The sequence below is a fragment of the Curtobacterium sp. HSID17257 genome, from assembly GCF_003989515.1.
Classification (GTDB): Bacteria; Actinomycetota; Actinomycetes; order Actinomycetales; family Microbacteriaceae; genus Curtobacterium.
The window spans coordinates 16,140-33,405 of the sequence record NZ_RBLU01000005.1; the positions used below are offsets into that span (position 1 = coordinate 16,140).

16 protein-coding genes are annotated in these 17,266 nt (G+C 72.3%); 9 read left to right on the forward strand and 7 right to left on the reverse strand.

All coding sequences use genetic code 11. The annotated features are described in order from the left end of the window. Positions 1-7: 7 nt before the first annotated feature. Positions 8-1,696, reverse strand: a complete 1,689-nt coding sequence (locus D8M35_RS01815; RefSeq protein ID WP_126890275.1) for a sodium:proton antiporter — start codon at positions 1,694-1,696, stop codon at positions 8-10. Positions 1,697-1,812: 116 nt separating this feature from the next. Here D8M35_RS01815 and D8M35_RS01820 point away from each other — a divergent pair, with 116 nt between their 5' ends. The 3 genes from D8M35_RS01820 (at position 1,813) to D8M35_RS01830 (ending at position 5,197) form a co-directional block, all read left to right on the forward strand. Continuing rightward, complete coding sequence (locus tag D8M35_RS01820) at positions 1,813-3,069, forward strand: inorganic phosphate transporter (RefSeq protein WP_238638055.1); 1,257 nt, start codon at positions 1,813-1,815, stop codon at positions 3,067-3,069. Between the two features lie 55 nt (positions 3,070-3,124). Further along, the gene (locus D8M35_RS01825) at positions 3,125-3,421 is read left to right on the forward strand and encodes a hypothetical protein (protein ID WP_126890276.1); all 297 of its coding nucleotides are present in this window, start codon (positions 3,125-3,127) and stop codon (positions 3,419-3,421) included. Between the two features lie 291 nt (positions 3,422-3,712). Then, complete coding sequence (locus D8M35_RS01830; RefSeq protein ID WP_126890277.1) at positions 3,713-5,197, forward strand: aspartate ammonia-lyase; 1,485 nt, start codon at positions 3,713-3,715, stop codon at positions 5,195-5,197. A 124-nt stretch (positions 5,198-5,321) separates the two neighbouring features. Here the strand turns inward: D8M35_RS01830 and D8M35_RS01835 are convergent, their stop codons facing one another. Both D8M35_RS01835 and D8M35_RS01840 read right to left on the reverse strand, forming a co-directional pair. After that, positions 5,322-6,410, reverse strand: coding sequence for a YihY/virulence factor BrkB family protein (locus D8M35_RS01835; protein ID WP_126890278.1), 1,089 nt, complete (start codon positions 6,408-6,410; stop codon positions 5,322-5,324). 199 nt (positions 6,411-6,609) lie between these two features. After that, positions 6,610-7,926, reverse strand: a complete 1,317-nt coding sequence (locus tag D8M35_RS01840) for an MFS transporter (RefSeq protein ID WP_126890279.1) — start codon at positions 7,924-7,926, stop codon at positions 6,610-6,612. Between the two features lie 149 nt (positions 7,927-8,075). On the opposite strand from D8M35_RS01840, the gene D8M35_RS01845 reads away from it, so the two are divergent. From D8M35_RS01845 to D8M35_RS01855, 3 genes are all read left to right on the forward strand, one after another. Beyond that, positions 8,076-8,447 carry an FKBP-type peptidyl-prolyl cis-trans isomerase gene (locus D8M35_RS01845; RefSeq protein ID WP_058728797.1) on the forward strand — a complete coding sequence of 124 codons (372 nt, stop codon included), beginning with the start codon at positions 8,076-8,078 and terminating at the stop codon, positions 8,445-8,447. Then, entirely contained in the window at positions 8,447-9,283 is an 837-nt protein-coding gene (locus D8M35_RS01850) for an aldo/keto reductase (RefSeq protein WP_126890280.1), read from the forward strand. The genes D8M35_RS01845 and D8M35_RS01850 overlap by 1 nt, the downstream gene beginning before the upstream one ends. Positions 9,284-9,416: 133 nt before the next feature. Next, positions 9,417-11,663, forward strand: coding sequence for an ATP-binding domain-containing protein (locus tag D8M35_RS01855; protein ID WP_126890281.1), 2,247 nt, complete (start codon positions 9,417-9,419; stop codon positions 11,661-11,663). Positions 11,664-11,815: 152 nt separating this feature from the next. Here the strand turns inward: D8M35_RS01855 and D8M35_RS01860 are convergent, their stop codons facing one another. The 3 genes from D8M35_RS01860 to D8M35_RS01870 all read right to left on the reverse strand — a co-directional run bounded on the left by D8M35_RS01860 (position 11,816) and on the right by D8M35_RS01870 (position 14,302). Beyond that, entirely contained in the window at positions 11,816-12,091 is a 276-nt protein-coding gene (locus tag D8M35_RS01860; RefSeq protein WP_126890282.1) for a protealysin inhibitor emfourin, read from the reverse strand. 17 nt (positions 12,092-12,108) lie between these two features. After that, positions 12,109-13,161 carry a M4 family metallopeptidase gene (locus D8M35_RS01865; protein WP_126890283.1) on the reverse strand — a complete coding sequence of 351 codons (1,053 nt, stop codon included), beginning with the start codon at positions 13,159-13,161 and terminating at the stop codon, positions 12,109-12,111. Positions 13,162-13,237: 76 nt separating this feature from the next. Beyond that, on the reverse strand, positions 13,238-14,302 hold the full coding sequence (locus D8M35_RS01870; protein ID WP_126890284.1) for a glycoside hydrolase family 6 protein: 1,065 nt from the start codon (positions 14,300-14,302) through the stop codon (positions 13,238-13,240). Between the two features lie 103 nt (positions 14,303-14,405). Between D8M35_RS01870 and D8M35_RS01875 the strand changes: the two genes are divergently transcribed. From D8M35_RS01875 to D8M35_RS01885, 3 genes are all read left to right on the forward strand, one after another. Beyond that, positions 14,406-14,852, forward strand: coding sequence for a VanZ family protein (locus D8M35_RS01875; protein WP_161972561.1), 447 nt, complete (start codon positions 14,406-14,408; stop codon positions 14,850-14,852). 99 nt (positions 14,853-14,951) lie between these two features. Further along, the gene (gene rpsO, locus D8M35_RS01880; RefSeq protein ID WP_058742593.1) at positions 14,952-15,221 is read left to right on the forward strand and encodes a 30S ribosomal protein S15; all 270 of its coding nucleotides are present in this window, start codon (positions 14,952-14,954) and stop codon (positions 15,219-15,221) included. A gap of 155 nt (positions 15,222-15,376) precedes the next feature. Then, the gene (locus D8M35_RS01885; protein ID WP_126890286.1) at positions 15,377-15,997 is read left to right on the forward strand and encodes a CE1759 family FMN reductase; all 621 of its coding nucleotides are present in this window, start codon (positions 15,377-15,379) and stop codon (positions 15,995-15,997) included. A 26-nt stretch (positions 15,998-16,023) separates the two neighbouring features. Here D8M35_RS01885 and D8M35_RS01890 read toward each other — a convergent pair whose 3' ends face one another. Next, positions 16,024-17,232: a lytic transglycosylase domain-containing protein gene (locus D8M35_RS01890; RefSeq protein WP_126890287.1), complete on the reverse strand. Its 1,209-nt coding sequence runs from the start codon at positions 17,230-17,232 to the stop codon at positions 16,024-16,026. Positions 17,233-17,266: the final 34 nt, after the last annotated feature.

The window sequence follows — 17,266 nt, forward strand, 5'->3', positions numbered from 1 at the left end:
GCCCGGGTCAGGACCGGCTGCGGGACGCCTGGGCCGAGTCCATCGCGAGCTCCTCGGCGTCGAGCGTCACGAGCACGCGGCGCATGACCTCCTCGTCGAGGTTGCCCTTCTCACGCTCCTCGAGCACGATCTCGCGCCGCCGGTCGAGCAGTTCGCGCCGGATGTCCTGGATCTGGGCGCCGCGGAGACGGAGGGGGGCGTTGCGGTCCTCGACCTCCTCTTCCTCGGCGTCGCGGCGGAACGTCTCGGCCTGCCGTTCGAGACGGGCCTTCAGCCGGTTCACGACGCTGTCCGACGCCTCGGCGCCGTACTGCTCCGCCCACGCCGGTCGCCGCCGTTCGAGCAGGGCGATCGCGGCCTCGGTCGTGCGCTGGTTGAGGCGCATCTCGCTCCGGACGTCCGCCTCGCCCTCGGCCGGGTCCTGCACCTGCAGCGCCCGGATCACGAAGGGCAGGGTCAGCCCCTGCAGCAGGAGCGTGCCGACGGTGACCACGAAGGCGATCACGAAGATGGTGTCCTGCGCCTTGACGTCGACCGAGTTGCCGACGACGGAGACCGCCGCGGCGAGGGTCACCACACCGCGCATGCCGGTCCACGAGATGACGGTGAGCTCCCGCCAGTTCAGCTTCGGTTCGGCGGAACCGCGCAGCCAGCGCAGGGACGGGTGACCGCGGGACAGCCGGACGCGCAACGGTCGCAGCCACCGGCCGTTGAAGCGGTTGCGCACGTACGACTCGAACACGAAGAGCGGTCGCACGAGGATCACGACGACCAGGACGACGGCCGCCGCGGTGAGGGTCTGCGTCAGGCTGCGGTCGCTCTCGACGAGGTCCTGCACGACGGTCTTCAGCTGTAGGCCGATGAGCGCGAAGACGAACCCCTCGAGGATCACGTCCGCACTCGTCCACAGCGGGCGCTCCTGCAGTCGGGTCGCGTAGCCCTCCTTCGGCGAGTTGTAGCCGATGTACAGGCCCGCGGTGACCACGGCGATGACCCCGGAGCCGGAGAGGTGCTCGGCGAGGACGTACGCGACGAAGGGCAGCAGGATGCTCATGATCGTCTCGACGACCGGGTCGTTGATGCGCATCCGGATCCAGTGGACGGCGACCCCGAGCACGATCCCCACCGCCAGGCCGACACCGATCGCGAGGCCGAAGATGCCGAGGTCCTGCCAGATCGTCAGCGACGTGCCCGCGGCGATGAGGGTGAAGACCCGCACGAGGGTGAGCGACGCGGCGTCGTTGATGAGGCTCTCGCCGGACAGGACCGTCATCACCCGACGCGGGAGCCCGAGCTTCCGTCCGATCGCCGCGGCGGACACGGCGTCCGGCGGAGCGACCACGGCGCCGAGCAGGATCGCCGCCGGCCAGTCCATGTCCGGGATGAGGACGTACGCCGCGACCGCCACCGCGAGGGCGGTGACGATGACGAGGAAGATGCCGAGTCGTCGGATCTGCTTGATGGACTGCCGGAAGCTCTGCCACGACACGTCGAGGGCGGCCGAGTAGAGCAGCGGCGGCAGGACGACGGTGAGGATCACCTCGGAGTCGATCTCGATCTCCGGCAGGCCCGGCAGGAACGAGACCGCGAGCGCCACGGCCGTCACCAGCAGGGGAGCGGGGAGGCCCTTCGCCCGCGCGAAGCCGGTCACCGCGAGTGAACCGATCAACAGGATGAGGAGTTCCGCGGTGTCCATGGGACTCATTCTCCCATCGACATGGTTCGCACCCTGAACGATCCCGCAGGCACGGTGAACGCGAGGTGAACGACAGGGTTTGCCACGAGGCCGATCGGCTGGGACACTTGCCCGCGGTGGACATCACACTCATAGTCGTCCTGGTCATCGCGTTGGCCCTCTTCTTCGACTTCACAAACGGTTTTCACGACACCGCCAACGCGATGGCGACACCGATCGCCACCGGTGCCATGAAGCCCAAGGTGGCCGTCACGGTCGCCGCGGTGCTCAACCTCGTCGGTGCGTTCCTCAGCACCGCCGTGGCGACGTCGATCTCGCACGGGCTGATCAACGAGGGCCCCGGTGGCGTCGCGATCAGCCCGGAGATGATCTTCGCGGGCCTCATCGGCGCGGTCGTGTGGAACATGATCACGTGGCTGCGCGGTCTGCCGTCGTCGTCCTCGCACGCACTGTTCGGTGGACTCATCGGCGCCGCGATCGTCGGTGCGGGCTTCGACTCCGTGAACTACGCCGCGCTGCTGACCGTCGTGATCATCCCGGCGTTCCTGTCGCCCGTGATCGCGGCGCTGGTGTCGCTCCTGGCCACCCGCATCGCCTACCGCGTGACCCGCCGTCCGGTCTTCCCGAACGAGCGTGGTGGCTTCCGCATCGGCCAGGTGTTCACGAGCTCCATGGTGTCGCTCGCGCACGGCACCAACGACGCGCAGAAGACCATGGGCGTGATCACGCTGACGCTCATCGCCTCGGGGGCGCAGTCGGCGGACCAGGGCGTGCAGTTCTGGGTCGTCGTCGCCTGTGCACTCGCGATCGCCCTCGGCACGTACACGGGCGGCTGGCGGATCATCCGCACCCTCGGCTCCGGCATCACGGAGATCCGCGCCACGCAGGGCTTCGCAGCGGAGGCGTCCACCGCGGCCACGATCCTGGCGTCGAGCCACCTCGGCTTCGCGCTGTCGACCACGCAGGTGTCGTCGGGTTCGATCATCGGTGCGGGCCTCGGCCGACGCGGCTCGAAGATCCAGTGGTCGACCGCGGGCAAGATCGTCATCGCCTGGTTCATCACGCTGCCGGCCGCCGCGGCCGTCGGCGCGGTCGCGTCGGGCATCGCCCGGCTCGGCGTCGGGGGACTCGTCATCGACGCGGTCGTCGGGGCGGCCGTCATCCTCGGGCTCTACCTGTGGTCGCTTCGCAAGCCGCACGACCAGGCTGCGGCGATCGAGGTCGACGTGGCCGCCAACGCGGTCTTCACGCGCAAGGAGCTCCGCGACATGCAGCGCAAGAAGCGTGCCGCGCGGGTCGCCGAGCGCCGCGCCGAACTCAGCCGCGAGCGCACCCTGCGCCGCATGGCCGGACGGAACGGAGGACGCCGCTGATGGGCATCGCCACTGACTCGCGCTGCTGCGCGTTCCTGGACGGAGGCACCTGCTGATGGGCATCGACTGGTGGGCCTTCCTGACCGTCGCGATCGTCGCGGTCGTCGCCGCGTGCTTCGTGGTCCTCGTCTACTCGATCGGCCTCCGTCTCTGGAGCGCCGCCGACACCCGCGCCGGCAAGTACACCGTGAAGGACGACGGCACGGTCGGCCCCGCCACGGCCGGCTTCCCCCAGCCCGGCACCGTGCAGCCCGGCGTCCGCGCGTTCCGCGCGCTGGCCGTCGCGTGCTTCGCCGTCTCCGGCCTGGCCGTGCTCTACGGCATCTACCTGATCGTCCCGCAGTTCCACTGACGGTCGTCACCACCTGACGGACGGGAGGCCCGTGGCGACGCCGCCACGGGCCTCCCGTCCGTCACCCCGCACGTTCCGACCCATCGCACCCGACCTGGGATGCTGATCCGCGCGAGGCATGTCGGAAGGAACGGCCTCCGACGCGCGGAACGGCCTTCGACGCGCGGAAGGGTCTCCTTCGCGCGGGACAGCACCTGACGCGCGGACGAGCACCAAGCGCGCGGAACGGCCGGGTCACCACGTGCGCCCGCCTGCCGGACCCGACCGACCGGACGGGCTAGCCTCGGACGGGTGACCGGCAACGAAGCACCACGAACGCGCACCGAGACCGACTCCCTGGGATCCCGCGAGGTCCCGATCGACGCCTACTGGGGCATCAACACCCTGCGGGCGCTCGAGAACTTCCCGATCACGTCGGTGCCGATCGCGGTGTACCCGGACCTCATCGAGGCGCTCGCGACCGTGAAGCAGGCCGCAGCCCGGGCGAACAAGGCGATCGGGGTGCTCGACGCCGAGCGCGCCGACGCGATCGACCAGGCGGCGCAGGAGGTCCGCGACGGGCACCTGCGGGACCAGTTCGTCGTCGACGTCGTGCAGGGCGGCGCGGGGACCTCGACGAACATGAACACGAACGAGGTGCTCGCCAACCGCGCCCTCGAGATCCTCGGGCGTGAGAAGGGCGATTACGGGTACCTGCACCCGATCGACCACGTGAACCGCAGCCAGTCGACGAACGACACCTACCCGACGAGCATCAAGCTGGCGATGATCCTCGGGGTGCGGCGGCTCACGGGCGAGCTCGAGCGGCTGTCGGACGCCTTCGCCGAGCGGGGCCGGGCCTTCCAGGACGTGCTGAAGATCGGGCGCACGCAGCTGCAGGACGCCGTGCCGATGACCCTCGGGCAGGAGTTCACCGGGTTCGCGCACACCATCCAGGAGGACGTGCTGCTCCTCCGCACGGTCTCCCCGCTGCTCGCCGAGACGAACCTCGGCGCCACGGCGATCGGCACGGGCATCACCGCCGACCCGCAGTACCGCGACGAGGTCCGTCGACAGCTCCAGGTCGCGAGCGGGCTCGACATCGTCACCGCACCCGACCTGATCGAGGCGACGAGCGATGCCGGCGCCTTCATGACGCTGTCCGGCACGGTCAAGCGCAGCGCCGCCAAGCTCTCGAAGATCTGCAACGACCTGCGGCTGCTCGCGTCGGGACCGCAGGCCGGGCTCGGCGAGATCACGCTGCCCGCGCGGCAGGCCGGGTCGTCGATCATGCCCGGCAAGGTCAACCCGGTGATCCCCGAGGTGGTGAACCAGATCGCGTTCGCCGTCGCCGGTGCCGACACGACGGTGACGATGGCGGCCGAGGGTGGTCAGCTGCAGCTCAACGCCTTCGAGCCGATCATCACGCACTCGATCCTGCAGTCGCTGCAGTGGATGGCGAGCGGGTGCGTCACGCTCCGGGTGAACTGCGTCACCGGGATCGAGGCGAACGAGGCGAAGCTCGCCGCGCAGGTCGACACCAACGTCGGCGTCGTCACCGCGCTGACGCCGTACATCGGCTACGCGGCCGCGGCGTCGATCGCCCACACGGCGCTGACCACCTCGACGCCGATCGCGACGCTCGTCACGGCGGCCGGGCTCATGGACGAGGACCAGGTGCAGCGGGTCCTGTCGCCGGCGCGGTTGTCCGGCATCGAGCTCGCGACGGGGGCGATCCCGGTCGTCACCGAGGAGATGTTGGACGCCGAGGCAGCGCGGGTCGCGCGCGAGCGCTGACCGGGTCGGGCGCTGCCGGCCCCGCGAAACGCAACGTCAGCGGCACTGCGCAGCGGGACAGCGCTGCGAGCAGTCGCCGACGTTGCGTCTTGCGGAAGCGCACGGAAGCCGGCGGCGCTGCCGCCTACGGCAACGGGGGCTCGCCGACCCGCACCTGGCGGGACATCGCGCGCAGGTGCTCCTCGGTCGGCGAGGGCTCCTCGTGCTCGTCCTCCGCACGCTGCTGCGCGGCGACCCGGACCTGGTGCGCCGCCGCGATGTCCTGGTCACGCCAGCGCGCGAGCGTGAAGTTCCGCGTGACGTCGCGCAGCGGGAGCCGGATCGACTCGTCCGCCTCGATGCCGGCGAGGAGCTGGCGCATCCGGATGACCTCGGAGTCGAGCTCTCCGCCGACCACGAGCACGAAGTTCGAGATGTACAGGTACACGAGCAGCAGGATCGCGCCGCCGAGCCAGCCGTACGCCCGGTTCCCGCCGCTGCCGACCGTCTCGACGTAGACCGAGAAGCCCACCGTCGCCAGGGCCCACGTCACGATCGCGAACGCCGCTCCGGCGGACACCCACCGCAGCTGCGGGGTCTTCACGTTCGGCGTCGCGTAGTACAGCACGGCCACCATCACCACGAGGACGACCGCGAGCACGGGCCACTTCGCCACGTTCCACAGGTCGTCGATCCACGGCGCCCACCCGAGCTGTCGGACGATCGCCGCCGAGATCGTGGGCGTTCCGAGCAGGATGACGATCGCGATCGCTCCGCCCACCATGACGAGCAGCGTGACGAGGAGCATCATGCTGCGGAACTTCCAGATCCGCCGGCCCTCCTCGACCTCGTACGCGGTGTTCATCGCGCGACCGAACGCCGTCGCGTACCCGGAGAGCGACCACAGCGTCAGGACGAGCCCGATCGAGAAACCCACCCACGGGTTGTCGAGCGTCAGGAGCTGCCGCAGCGGTCCCTCGAGGTGCTGCGCGGTCTCCGGGCGGACGATGTACCCGAGCACCTGGACGATGTCGGTCAGGCTGTCGCCCTGCCGGTCGACGACGGACAGGGCCGACACGACCGCGAGCGCCGCGGGGAACACCGTCAGCAGGGCGAAGAACGTCAGCGAGGCAGCGGCGTCGACGACCCGGTGGCGGATCACGGAGTGGTAGGTGCGCCGGACGACCGCGCGGACGCCGGTCCGCTGCAGGTCGCGCGAGGCGCTGTCGGGCATGCGATGTACCGTACCCGACCCCACGACGGCCGGGAGGCGCGGGGCGGCACCGCCACGCGCCTCCCGGCCGTCGCGCGCTCACGTCCCGTTCCGTCGTGTCCCGTCACGAGACTCGGGCCCGGCGACGTCCCGCGCGCCCACGACCCCGAGGACTTTCGCTCAGGCCGAGTCTCGGACCCGACGGTGCGAGCGCCGCCGGTCAGTTCGCGTGCGGGTCGAGCGCGTCGTAGCGGCGGAAGGACGGCACCAGCCGGAGCAGCAGCGCGACGAGGCCGATGATGAGCACGCCGCCGATGACCGGCGGGTACGCGATGCCGGCCGCGACGACGAGCCCGGCGTACAGGTCGCCGAGGCGTGGACCGCCGGTCACGACGACGATGAAGATGCCCTGCAGCCGACCGCGCATCCCGTCGGGCGAGGCCGCCTGCAGGATCGTGTTGCGGAACACCGAGCTGACGTTGTCCGCACCGCCCGCCGCAGCGAGGAACAGCGCTGCGAGCCCGAGCGCGGGCAGGATCTCGACGCCGAACGCCTCGCCGGAGCGACCCCCGAGCAGGTGCGCGACCGCGATGACGACACCGAAGGCCGCGATCGCCCCGCCGTAGGCCGTGATCGCCCAACCGACCGCCTCGCCCTGGCGGCGCACGTGCCCGAGCGGACCGGAGAACACGCTCGACAGCAGGGCACCGACGGCGTAGGCGGCGGTCAGGGTGCCGACCGTGATCGACCCGCCGCCGATGACGAGCGCGCCGATCGCCGGGAAGAGCACCCGCGGCTGCCCGAAGGTCATCGCGACGATGTCGAGCACGAACGTCATGGTGATGTTGCGGGAGCGCTTCAGGAAGCGCGCGCCCTCGACCAGCGAGCGCAGCCCGGGGCGGAGCGCGTCGTGCTCGGCCGCCATCCGCGGCAGGGTGAAGACGCCGAGGAACGCGAACGTGAAGAGCACGACGTCGATCGTGTAGGTCGGCGCGAACCCGACGCTCGCGATGAGGACACCGGCGATCGCCGGACCCACGGTGACCTGGAACCCGGACGCGATGCCGCCGAGGGCGCTCGCCGCGGGGAGCAGGTCGGTGCCGACGAGCCGGGGGACGATCGCCGAGCGGGAGGCGTTGCTCACGGTCGCGGCCACCGCGTTCACGGTCGCGAGGACGTAGAGGAGCGCCACGCTCTGCAGCCCGAGCCAGGCGTGCGTGGCGATGAGCGCGACCGCGGCCCAGGCGACGATCGCCGACACCAGGGCCACGAGCCGCCGGTCGAAGGCGTCGGCGAGCATCCCGCCGTAGAGCCCGGCGACGATCATCGGGACGAGGGCGATGACGCCGACGAGCGCGACCGCGAAGGTCGAGCGGGTGATCTCGTACACCTCGAGGCCGACCGCGACGGTGGTCATCTGCGTGCCGATGCCGGCGATCGCGGTGCCGGCCCAGAGCCGCGCGAACGCGGGGGAGCGGCGGAGCGGGGTGAGGTCGGCGAGCAGGCGGCGGCGGGGTGCGGTGTCAGATCGTGTCACGGTGGAACCATTCTGGTGCTCCTGCCGCGCGAGCGGGCGGAATCCGTCGCAACGGTCCGTCGACCCCGACAGAAGGCGCCCGTTCGCGGGGAGCGAGACATCCGCGCCGCCGGGGAGGCACCCGCACCCCACCTGGTTGACTGACCGGCATGACTGACCTCAACAGCAAGCCCGAGTTCGACGCCCCCGAGGGCCCGGCCCCCACCGAGCTCGTGATCACCGACATCGTCGAGGGTGACGGCGACGTCGCGCAGCCCGGCTCGACCGTCAAGGTGCACTACGCCGGTGTCGAGTACGAGTCCGGCGAGGAGTTCGACAGCTCGTGGAACCGCGGCGAGCCGATCGACTTCCCGCTCGCGGCGCTCGTCCGCGGCTGGCAGGAGGGCATCCCCGGCATGAAGGTCGGCGGTCGCCGCAAGCTCACCGTCCCGCCGGAGCTCGCCTACGGCCCCGCCGGCGGCGGTCACTTCCTGTCGGGCAAGACCCTCATCTTCATCATCGACCTGCTCGGGGTCCGCTGATGCAGGTCGGCGCGCCCACCATCGAGCTGAACGACGGCCACCGCTTCCCGGAGCTCGGCCTCGGCACGTACGGGCTGAACGGCGACGAGGGCACCGCAGCGGTCGGCGCCGCGATCACGAGCGGCTACCGGCTGCTCGACACCGCGCTGAACTACGGCAACGAGGACGCCGTCGGTCGTGCCGTCCGCGAGTCCGAGGTCGACCGCGAGGACCTCGTCGTCACCTCGAAGCTGCCCGGCCGGCACCACGGCTACGACGAGGCGCACCGCTCGATCGACGAGACGCTCGGGAACCTCGGGCTGGACCGCGTCGACCTGTACCTCATCCACTGGCCGAACCCCTCGGTCGGCAAGTTCGTCGACACGTGGAAGGCGTTCGTCGACCTCCGGGACAGCGGCAAGGTCCGCTCGATCGGCGTCTCGAACTTCACGCCGGAGCACCTTGAGGCGATCATCGACGCGACCGGCGTCGCGCCGGCCGTGAACCAGGTCGAGCTGCACCCGTACTTCCCGCAGGCCGAGCTCCGGAAGGTGCACGCCGAGTACGGCATCGTCACCGAGAGCTGGAGCCCGCTCGCGAAGCAGTCCGAACTGCTCACCGAGCAGCCCGTGCTCGACGCGGCGTCCGCCCACGGCGTGACGCCCGGTCAGGTCGTGCTGCGCTGGCACGTCCAGCTCGGCGCGGTGCCGGTGCCGAAGTCCGGCGACGCGAACCGGCAGCGCGAGAACCTCGACGTCTTCGGCTTCGAGCTGACCGACGACGAGGTCCGCGCGATCTCGGGGCTCGAGCGCGGTCGCCTCTGGGACGGCGACCCGGACACGCACGAGGAGATGTAGCGGCTGCCGCCCTGACGGACGGGAGGCACGTGGCGGGTCCGCCACGTGCCTCCCGTCCGTCACGCGTCGCGTCGCCCCCGGTGGTCTCCCGGCGGGACTACACTGGACACCCCTGTTTCCCGAAGGGTGGCGTGTGTCCGAACCGACCGAGACCGACCGCGAACGTACCTACGTCGACGGTCTCTTCACCCGTCTCGACGAGCTGACGGCCGAGGCCGAGCAGCGCCTCGCCGAGACCCGCCGCCAGGCGGTGGGCGGCAACCACCAGAGCCGCAGCGAGCGTGACGCCTACGCACGCCTCTACGAGGACACGATCGCCACGCTCGACCGCGTCGGCGACCGCCTGGTCTTCGGTCGGCTCGAGGTGTCCGAGCCGGAGTCGCCCGACGACACGTTCCGGTACATCGGCCGCGTCGGCCTCCGCGACGTCGAGCACCGACCGCTCCTGCTCGACTGGCGCGTCCCCGGTGCGAGCGCCTTCTACCAGGCGACCGCAGCGCACCCGATGGGCATGCGCGCCCGCCGCCACCTGACGCTCGAGGGCCGCACGGTCGTGAACGTCGAGGACGAGGTCTTCGACGCGACCCTGTACGACGACGAGCGCACGCACCTGCAGGGCGAGGGCGCGCTGCTCGCGGCGGTCACCGCCGAGCGCACCGGTCGGATGACCGACATCGTCGCGACGATCCAGGGCGAGCAGGACCGCATCATCCGCTCCGCGCTCGAGGGTGTCCTCATCGTGCAGGGCGGCCCCGGCACGGGCAAGACCGCCGTGGCGCTGCACCGCGCCGCGTACCTGCTCTACACGCACCGCGACCGGCTCCGGGGCTCCGGCGTGCTCATGGTCGGGCCGTCCCCGGCGTTCCTGACGTACATCGAGCAGGTGCTGCCGTCGCTCGGCGAGACCGGCGTGGTGATGGCCTCGCTCGGGTCGCTGTACCCGGGCGTGCACGCGACGACGCACGACCACGGGGACGTCGCCGCGGTGAAGGGCTCGGCGCAGATGGCGTCGCTGCTCCGCCGTGCCGTCCGCTCCCGCCAGGTCGTCCCGGCCGAGTCGGTCGTGCTCGACGTCGAGGGGGAGCGGCTCACGGTGCCGCCGCAGCTCGTCGCCGACGCCCTCAAGCGGGCGCAGGACCGCGGGAAGCCGCACAACGTCGCCCGGGTCACCTTCAACAAGATCGCCCTCGACGCGATGACCCGCCTGCTCGCCGACCAGCTGCGCGCCCGCGGAACGACGGTGGACGAGGCCGACGAGAAGGTCCTGCGCGAGGACATCCGCAGCTCGTACGACGCCCGGGTCCTGCTCAACACCGCCTGGCTGCCGCTCCCGCCGGAGAAGTTCCTCGAGGACCTCTACGCGCGCCCGAACTGGCTCGCCTCGCTGACGCCCGACTGGACCCCCGCCCGCCGTGCACTGCTCCAGCGACCGCGCGGCGCCGGCTTCACGATCGAGGACGTCCCGCTCCTCGACGAGGCCGCCGAGCTCCTCGGCCCGTTCGACCCCACCGGCGGTGCCGCCAAACGCGCCGCCAAGGCCAGCCACAACCGCGACGTCGAGAACGCCCGTCTGGCGATCGAGAACATGGGCGTGGAGGGCATCGTCTCCGCCGAGCAGGTCGCCGGGGCCTTCGCGGAGGGCGGCGACCCGCGCACCACGGCCGAGCGTGCAGCCGAGGACCGCGAGTGGACCTACGGGCACATCGTCGTCGACGAGGCCCAGGAGCTCTCGCCGATGCAGTGGCGGGTGCTCGCGCGCCGCAACCCGCTGCGGTCGTTCACGATCGTCGGCGACATGGCGCAGGGGTCCTCGCCGGCTGCCGCGCGCACCTGGGACGACGTCGTCGGTGCCCTCGCTCGCCGCCGTCGTGGTCGCGCGCCCGTGGTGCCGCTCGACCACCGGATCGAGGAGCTCACGGTGAACTACCGCACCCCGCGGTCCATCGTGCAGGCCGCGGGTTCGTTCGCCGACGCCGCCGGGCTGGCGGTCACCAGGACCGAGGCCGTGCGTGACGGCGACCCGGTGGACCGCGTGTCGGTGCGCCGCGCGGCGCTGCTGGACACGGTCGCCGAGCGCGTCGAGGCCGAGCGCGGCCGGATCGGGTCGGGCACCATCGGCGTCATCGTCCCCGAGGCCGACGTCGCCGCCGTGCGCGAGCGCCTGGCGCGGACCGACGCGGACGTCCGGGGGCTCGGTTCGCCGCGACCGGGGTCGGTGACGGTCCTGACGGGGGCGGACGCGAAGGGCCTCGAGTTCGACGGCGTGCTGTTGGTCGACCCCGACCGGGTCGGTGCGGACGCGGCACGCGCCGCGGCCGCGGTGTACGTCGCCATGACGCGGCCGACGCGACGGCTGGTCGTGGTCGACGTCGCCGACTGACGCCAGGTCCGCCGGTCGCGGCGACCGACGCCAGGTCCGTCGGGGGCGGCGGCCGGCACCGACCACCCGTACCGGTCGTCGGACGGGAGGCGCGTGGCGGCCCCGCCACGCGCCTCCCGTCCGGATCGGGGACGCGTCGTGACGCGCGGCGCTCAGCTGAGGGGTTCGCCCTCGTCGCGCACGCGCGTCACGAGGGCGGCCCACGGGCCGTCGAGCTGGCTGCCGGGGATCGTGACGGTGGTGCGGGCGACGCTCACCGTCCAGGTGAAGTCGTCGGGCACCGCCTGCCGTCGCCGGACCGGGGCCTCGCGCGGGAGGGCGCCGACCAGGTCGTCCCAGGCGTCCGGGTCGTCGCACGAGTCGGTGTCGATCCGCCAGCCCCGAGAGAGGCCGGCGAACCCACCACTGCGGCGGACGACGATCTGCATGCTCCGGTTCTACGCCGTCACGGACCGGTGAGCACGCCGACGCTCCGCCAGGCGTCCTCGACCGCGGCGTGCTCCGTCGAGCCCTGCCCGAACCGTGCCGCGGCGGCGTCGACGGTGACCCGGGCGAAGCCGGCGAAGTCGATGTCCTCGGTCGTCTCCGGCGAGGTCAGGGCGTCCCACCAGACGGCTCCGGCGCCCTGCCACGCGTACCCGCCGACGGCCGTCGCGGCGAGGAAGAACGCGTGGTTCGGGATGCCCGAGTTCAGGTGCACGCCGCCGGAGTCCTCGGTGGTCTCGACGAAGTCGGCCATGGTCGCCGGCTGCGGGTCCTTCCCGAGCACCGGGTCGTCGTACGCGGTCCCCGGCGCCCGCATCGACCGGAGTGCCACGCCGTGCACGGCGTCGGTGAAGAGCCCCTCGCCGATGAGCCACGTGGCCTGGTCGGCGGTCTGCCCGGCGGCGTACTGCGCGACGAGCGAGCCGAAGACGTCGCTGACCGACTCGTTCAGGGCGCCGGACTGCCCCTGGTACGTCAGGTCGGCCGTGTACTGCGTGACGCCGTGCGCGAGCTCGTGGCCGATGACGTCGAGCGCGACCGTGAAGCGCCGGAACACCTCGTCGTCCCCGTCGCCGAACACCATCCGCTGACCGTCCCAGTAGGCGTTGTCGTAGTCCTGCCCGTAGTGCACCGTGGCGTCGAGGGGGAGTCCGGCGCCGTCGATCGACACCCGGCCGAACACGTCGAGCCAGAACGCGTGCGTCGCGCCGAGGCCGGCGTACGCCTCGTCGACCGCGGCGTCACCCGAGTCCGGGTCGCCCTCGCGCCGGACGACCGTGCCGGGCAGGGTCGTCGTGCCGTGGGCGTCGGCGACGGTGCGCTGCGGCGATCGGTCGACCGTGCCGCTGATGCCCTGCGACCGGACGCGGTGCTCGTGCTTCGGTGCGGCGACGACGTCCATCTCGGCGAGGGCGGTGCGTGCCGCCGAGGCCGCGCGGGGGTGCTCCGACGCGGCGGCGACGGCGCGCAGCAGGTACGGCGGGACGACGGAGTGGCGACGGGTGGCGGTCATGGCGCCATGGAACCACCGACGACCGACGACAGCGCGGTGCCGACACCGTTCCGCGACGACGGGCCGGGCGGTCGGCTCAGTCCTGCCGGCGGTGCGCCACGAGCGCCAGGGCGTACGACTCCCACCACTGCCCGGCCGCTGGCCCGCCGTTGCAGGTGCCGTCGCTGAGCCCGGGGGTCTTCACCCACAGCAGGGCGTCGAGGCGAGAGGACCCCGCAGTGACGTGCGGCGCCTGTCCGAGTCCCGCACCCTTGGGGTTGCACCAGGTCCCGCGCCACCCCTGCCCGTTCCGCGAGACGTCGATCACGAAGTGCGGGTCGCCGCCGATCGCGTCCGCCAACCGGTCGGCGTACGCACGTTCCGAGTCGACCCGGTAGAAGTTCGAGACGTTCGTCGCGAAGCCCTGCGTCCGGTCCACCCCGGCCTGCCGCAGCCACCGCGCCATCGTGGCGACGGGCACCCGGTCCTCGTTGCCGCCGTCGAGGTACACCGTGAGCCCGTGCCCGGAGAGCTCGTGCACCGCGCGGTCGAGCAGCCGCAGCCGGTCCTGGCCGAGGCGCTCGCAGACGTGGATCTGCGCGATCGAGTCCGGTTCGACGAGCACGACCGCGTGCGACCCCGCCATCGCCCGGACGGCCGACCGCACCCACGGCAGGTAGGCGTCCTCGGCGGTGCCGCCCGCGGAGTAGCTGCCGCAGTCGCGGTTCGGGATCGCGTAGAGGACGAAGACGGGTGTGCGGTGCTGCTGCTCGGCGCTCCGCACGACCCGTCGGACGACGCTGCGGGTGGCCGACTCGGAGGGGTCCGTCAGCCAGGTCGCCACCGGCTGGTCCGCGATCTGGTCGATCTGGTCTGCGGTGGTGCGCTCGCCGTCCGCCCGGGCGTCTGCTGCGCGGCGGGCCGCCTGGTTGTCCTGCTCCGGTTGGCGCGCCAGGCCGCCCGGGAACGCCGCCGCGGCCGACTCGCGAGCGGCGCGCGGCGTCTCCGTGCCCGCACCACCACGTCCACCGCCGTCCGGTCCGGTCACCGTGCTGAGCACGAGCGCAGCGACGGCCACCGCGACGACGGCTCCCACGGCGAGCACCGTCCACTGTCGTCGTCCGCTGCCCCTGGTGCGGCCGTCCGTCCCCTGCTCCGGCATGCGTCCATGCTGGCAGGAGGGCACGGCGTCGTGCCAGCGTGGCCCGGCGTCCGCCCAGGTGGAGCGCGGCCCGCTGCCAGGAGCCGGCAGTGATACTGACCGGATGTTCCGGAAGCTCCTGCTGCTCGCCCTCACCGCCGGCTACGCCTGGGTGATCTGGCGGATGACGCTGACGCCGCGGGTCTTCACGCACGCGCAGGACGAGCTCGTGCTGCACGTCATCGCCTGGCTGCAGCAGCTGCCGCACGGCGCGTGGTTCAGCTACGACCGGGTCGAGTTCCTCGCGAACATCGGCATGTTCGTCCCCGTCGGGATGATCGCGGCGCTGTGGCTCCCGCGCCGCTGGTGGCTGCTGGGTGCCGTGGTCGCGGTCGCGTTGTCGGTCGGCATCGAGCTCGCGCAGGCCGCGTACCTGCCCTACCGCGTCGCGGACCCACGGGACGTCCTGTCGAACGGCCTCGGCGGGCTGCTCGGCGCCACGCTCGTCGGACTCGTCCGCAGCCTGCTCCCGGCGCCGCGACGGCAGCGCCTGCGCGCCCGCACCGTCTGATCTCTGGTAGTCTCGTCCGGTTGCCGTCGAACGGCCGCGGACAAAGAGCGCTCACACATCCGGTGTGGGCACCGCGCAACGACCGAAAGGGGATCATCCATGGCACTTGACGCGAAGGTCAAGCAGGAGATCATCGAAGAGTACGCGACCCACCCGGGCGACACCGGATCCCCCGAGGTCCAGGTCGCCGTTCTGACGCGTCGCATCAACGACCTGAACGAGCACCTCAAGGAGCACAAGCACGACCACCACTCGCGTCGTGGTCTGCTGCTCATGGTCGGTCAGCGTCGCCGTCTCCTCGGTTACCTCTCCGACGTCGACATCAGCCGCTACCGTGCGCTCATCGAGCGCCTCGGCCTGCGTCGCTAGTCGACTCGCAGACACTGCGTGACCGAACGCCCCGGTCCTCCTCGTGAGGACCGGGGCGTTCCTCGTTCCCCGGCTGCCGAGGGCCGGGAATGGTTGCGTCGCCGACGCGGTTCGGTACGCTGTTCATGCAAACGCATCGAAAGTGGGGAATCGCCATGACCACCATCGCCGTCGTCTCCGCCGGGCTCTCCGAGCCCAGCTCCACCCGCCTGCTCGCAGACCGGCTCGCCGCGTCAGCGGTCGCCGCCGTCTCGGCGGACCAGCCGGGAGGCACGGTGGACCTCCGCCACGTCGAGCTGCGTCCGATCGCCCACGAGATCGTCGACGCGATGCTCACCGGGTTCGCCGCGCCGGGCCTGGCCGCCGCCCAGCGCACGGTGCTCGAGGCCGACGCGCTCGTCTTCGTCACCCCGGTCTTCACCGCGGGCATCAGCGGTCTGGCGAAGTCGTTCCTCGACGTGCTCGACAAGGACGGCGTGACCGACCTGCCGGTGCTGCTCGCCGCGACCGGGGGGACCGCACGGCACTCGCTCGCGATCGACCACGCCCTGCGCCCGGTGTTCGCGTACCTGCGCGCCGCGGTGGTGCCGACCGGCGTCTTCGCCGCGACCGACGACTGGGGGAGCGAGGCGGACTCCGCCGCACTGGACGCACGCATCCGCCGGGCCGGGGCCGACCTGGCCTGGGCGATCCGGGCCTCCCGGCGGACGCCGCAGCAGGACGCGCTCGCCGCGCCGACCGACTTCGCGTCCCTGCTCGGTGGCCTCGGCCACTGAGCAGGCGACCCCCGGACGCCGGTCGATCAGTACCAGTGCGGGTTGACGCTCATCTCGTGGTTCCACGCCGCGCAGGGGGAGCCGTAGGCGTCGTGGATGTACGCCAGTCCCCAGTTGATCTGCGTCGCCGCGTTCGTCCGCCAGTCCGCCCCGGCGACGCCCATCTTCCTCGCCGGCAGTGACTGCGGGATCCCGTACGCGCCGCTCGAGGCGTTGAGGGCGTTGGCGCGCCAGCCGGACTCCTGGTTCCAGAGGGACACCAGGCACGAGAACTGGTCGCCGCCCCAGCCGTAGGCGCCGATGGCGCTGCGGGCGTAGGCCTGCGCTCCGGCCGGGTCGACGGTGACCCCGCCCGTGCTCGGGTAGGACGTGTCCGAGCCGCCGCTGGTCGGGGCCGGTGAGGACGGTGACGGCACGGCAGCGGCTGCTGCTGCCTCGGCGGCGGCTCGTTCGCGCGCCCGCTGCTGGGCGGCCTGCTGCGCGGCGACCTGCACGCCGAGCTCGTACTGCTGCTCGGTCGCGGCGGTGGTGTCCTTCAGCGCGGCCAGTTGTGCGTAGAGCTCGTCGCTGTGCTGCTGCGTGTCCGCGACGGCCCGTGCGGCTGCGTCGGATGCGGAGCGGGCCGTGGCGGAGCGCTGCTCGGCCGCGGCGGCGAGGCTGCTCCGCTCGGACTCCGCGCGCTCGGCCTGGTCGTGCAGCGACTCGGCGGTGTGGCCGGCGACCGAAGCGTCCTCCAGCACGCCCTCCCACGTGCTCGAGAGCTGGTCGACCGCGCCGAGCTGGTAGAGCAGCTGGTCCGGGTCGTGCGTGGTGGCGATGCGGGTCGTCATGGCGTTCTGGCTGCCGTCGCGGTAGAGCGTCGCGGCCAACTGCCCGGCTCGGTCCTGCGCCTGGGCGGCGGTGCGCTCGGCGTCGTCGGCCTGGGTCCGCAGGGTCGAGGCGGTCTGCGTCGCCGAAGCGAGGTCCGCCTCGGCGCGGTCGGCGGCCGCGGAGGCGTCGAGGGCTGTCTGCGACTTCGCGGCGGCGTCGGCCTGCACCGACTGCAGCGCCGCCTGCACCTTCGTCGCCTCGGCGGCGGCGGCCTCCTCGTTCCCCTTCGCCTGCTGCACGTCCTGCCAGGTGGGGTACTGCGTCGTCGCGGCGTCCGCGGGCAGGGCGGTGGCGACCGGTGCGACGAGCGCGCCCACGACCACGGCGGTCGCGACGAGCACGGACCGGGAGGGGCTGGTGCGCATGGCGGCAGGCTACCGGGGACACGCCCGTTCGCCA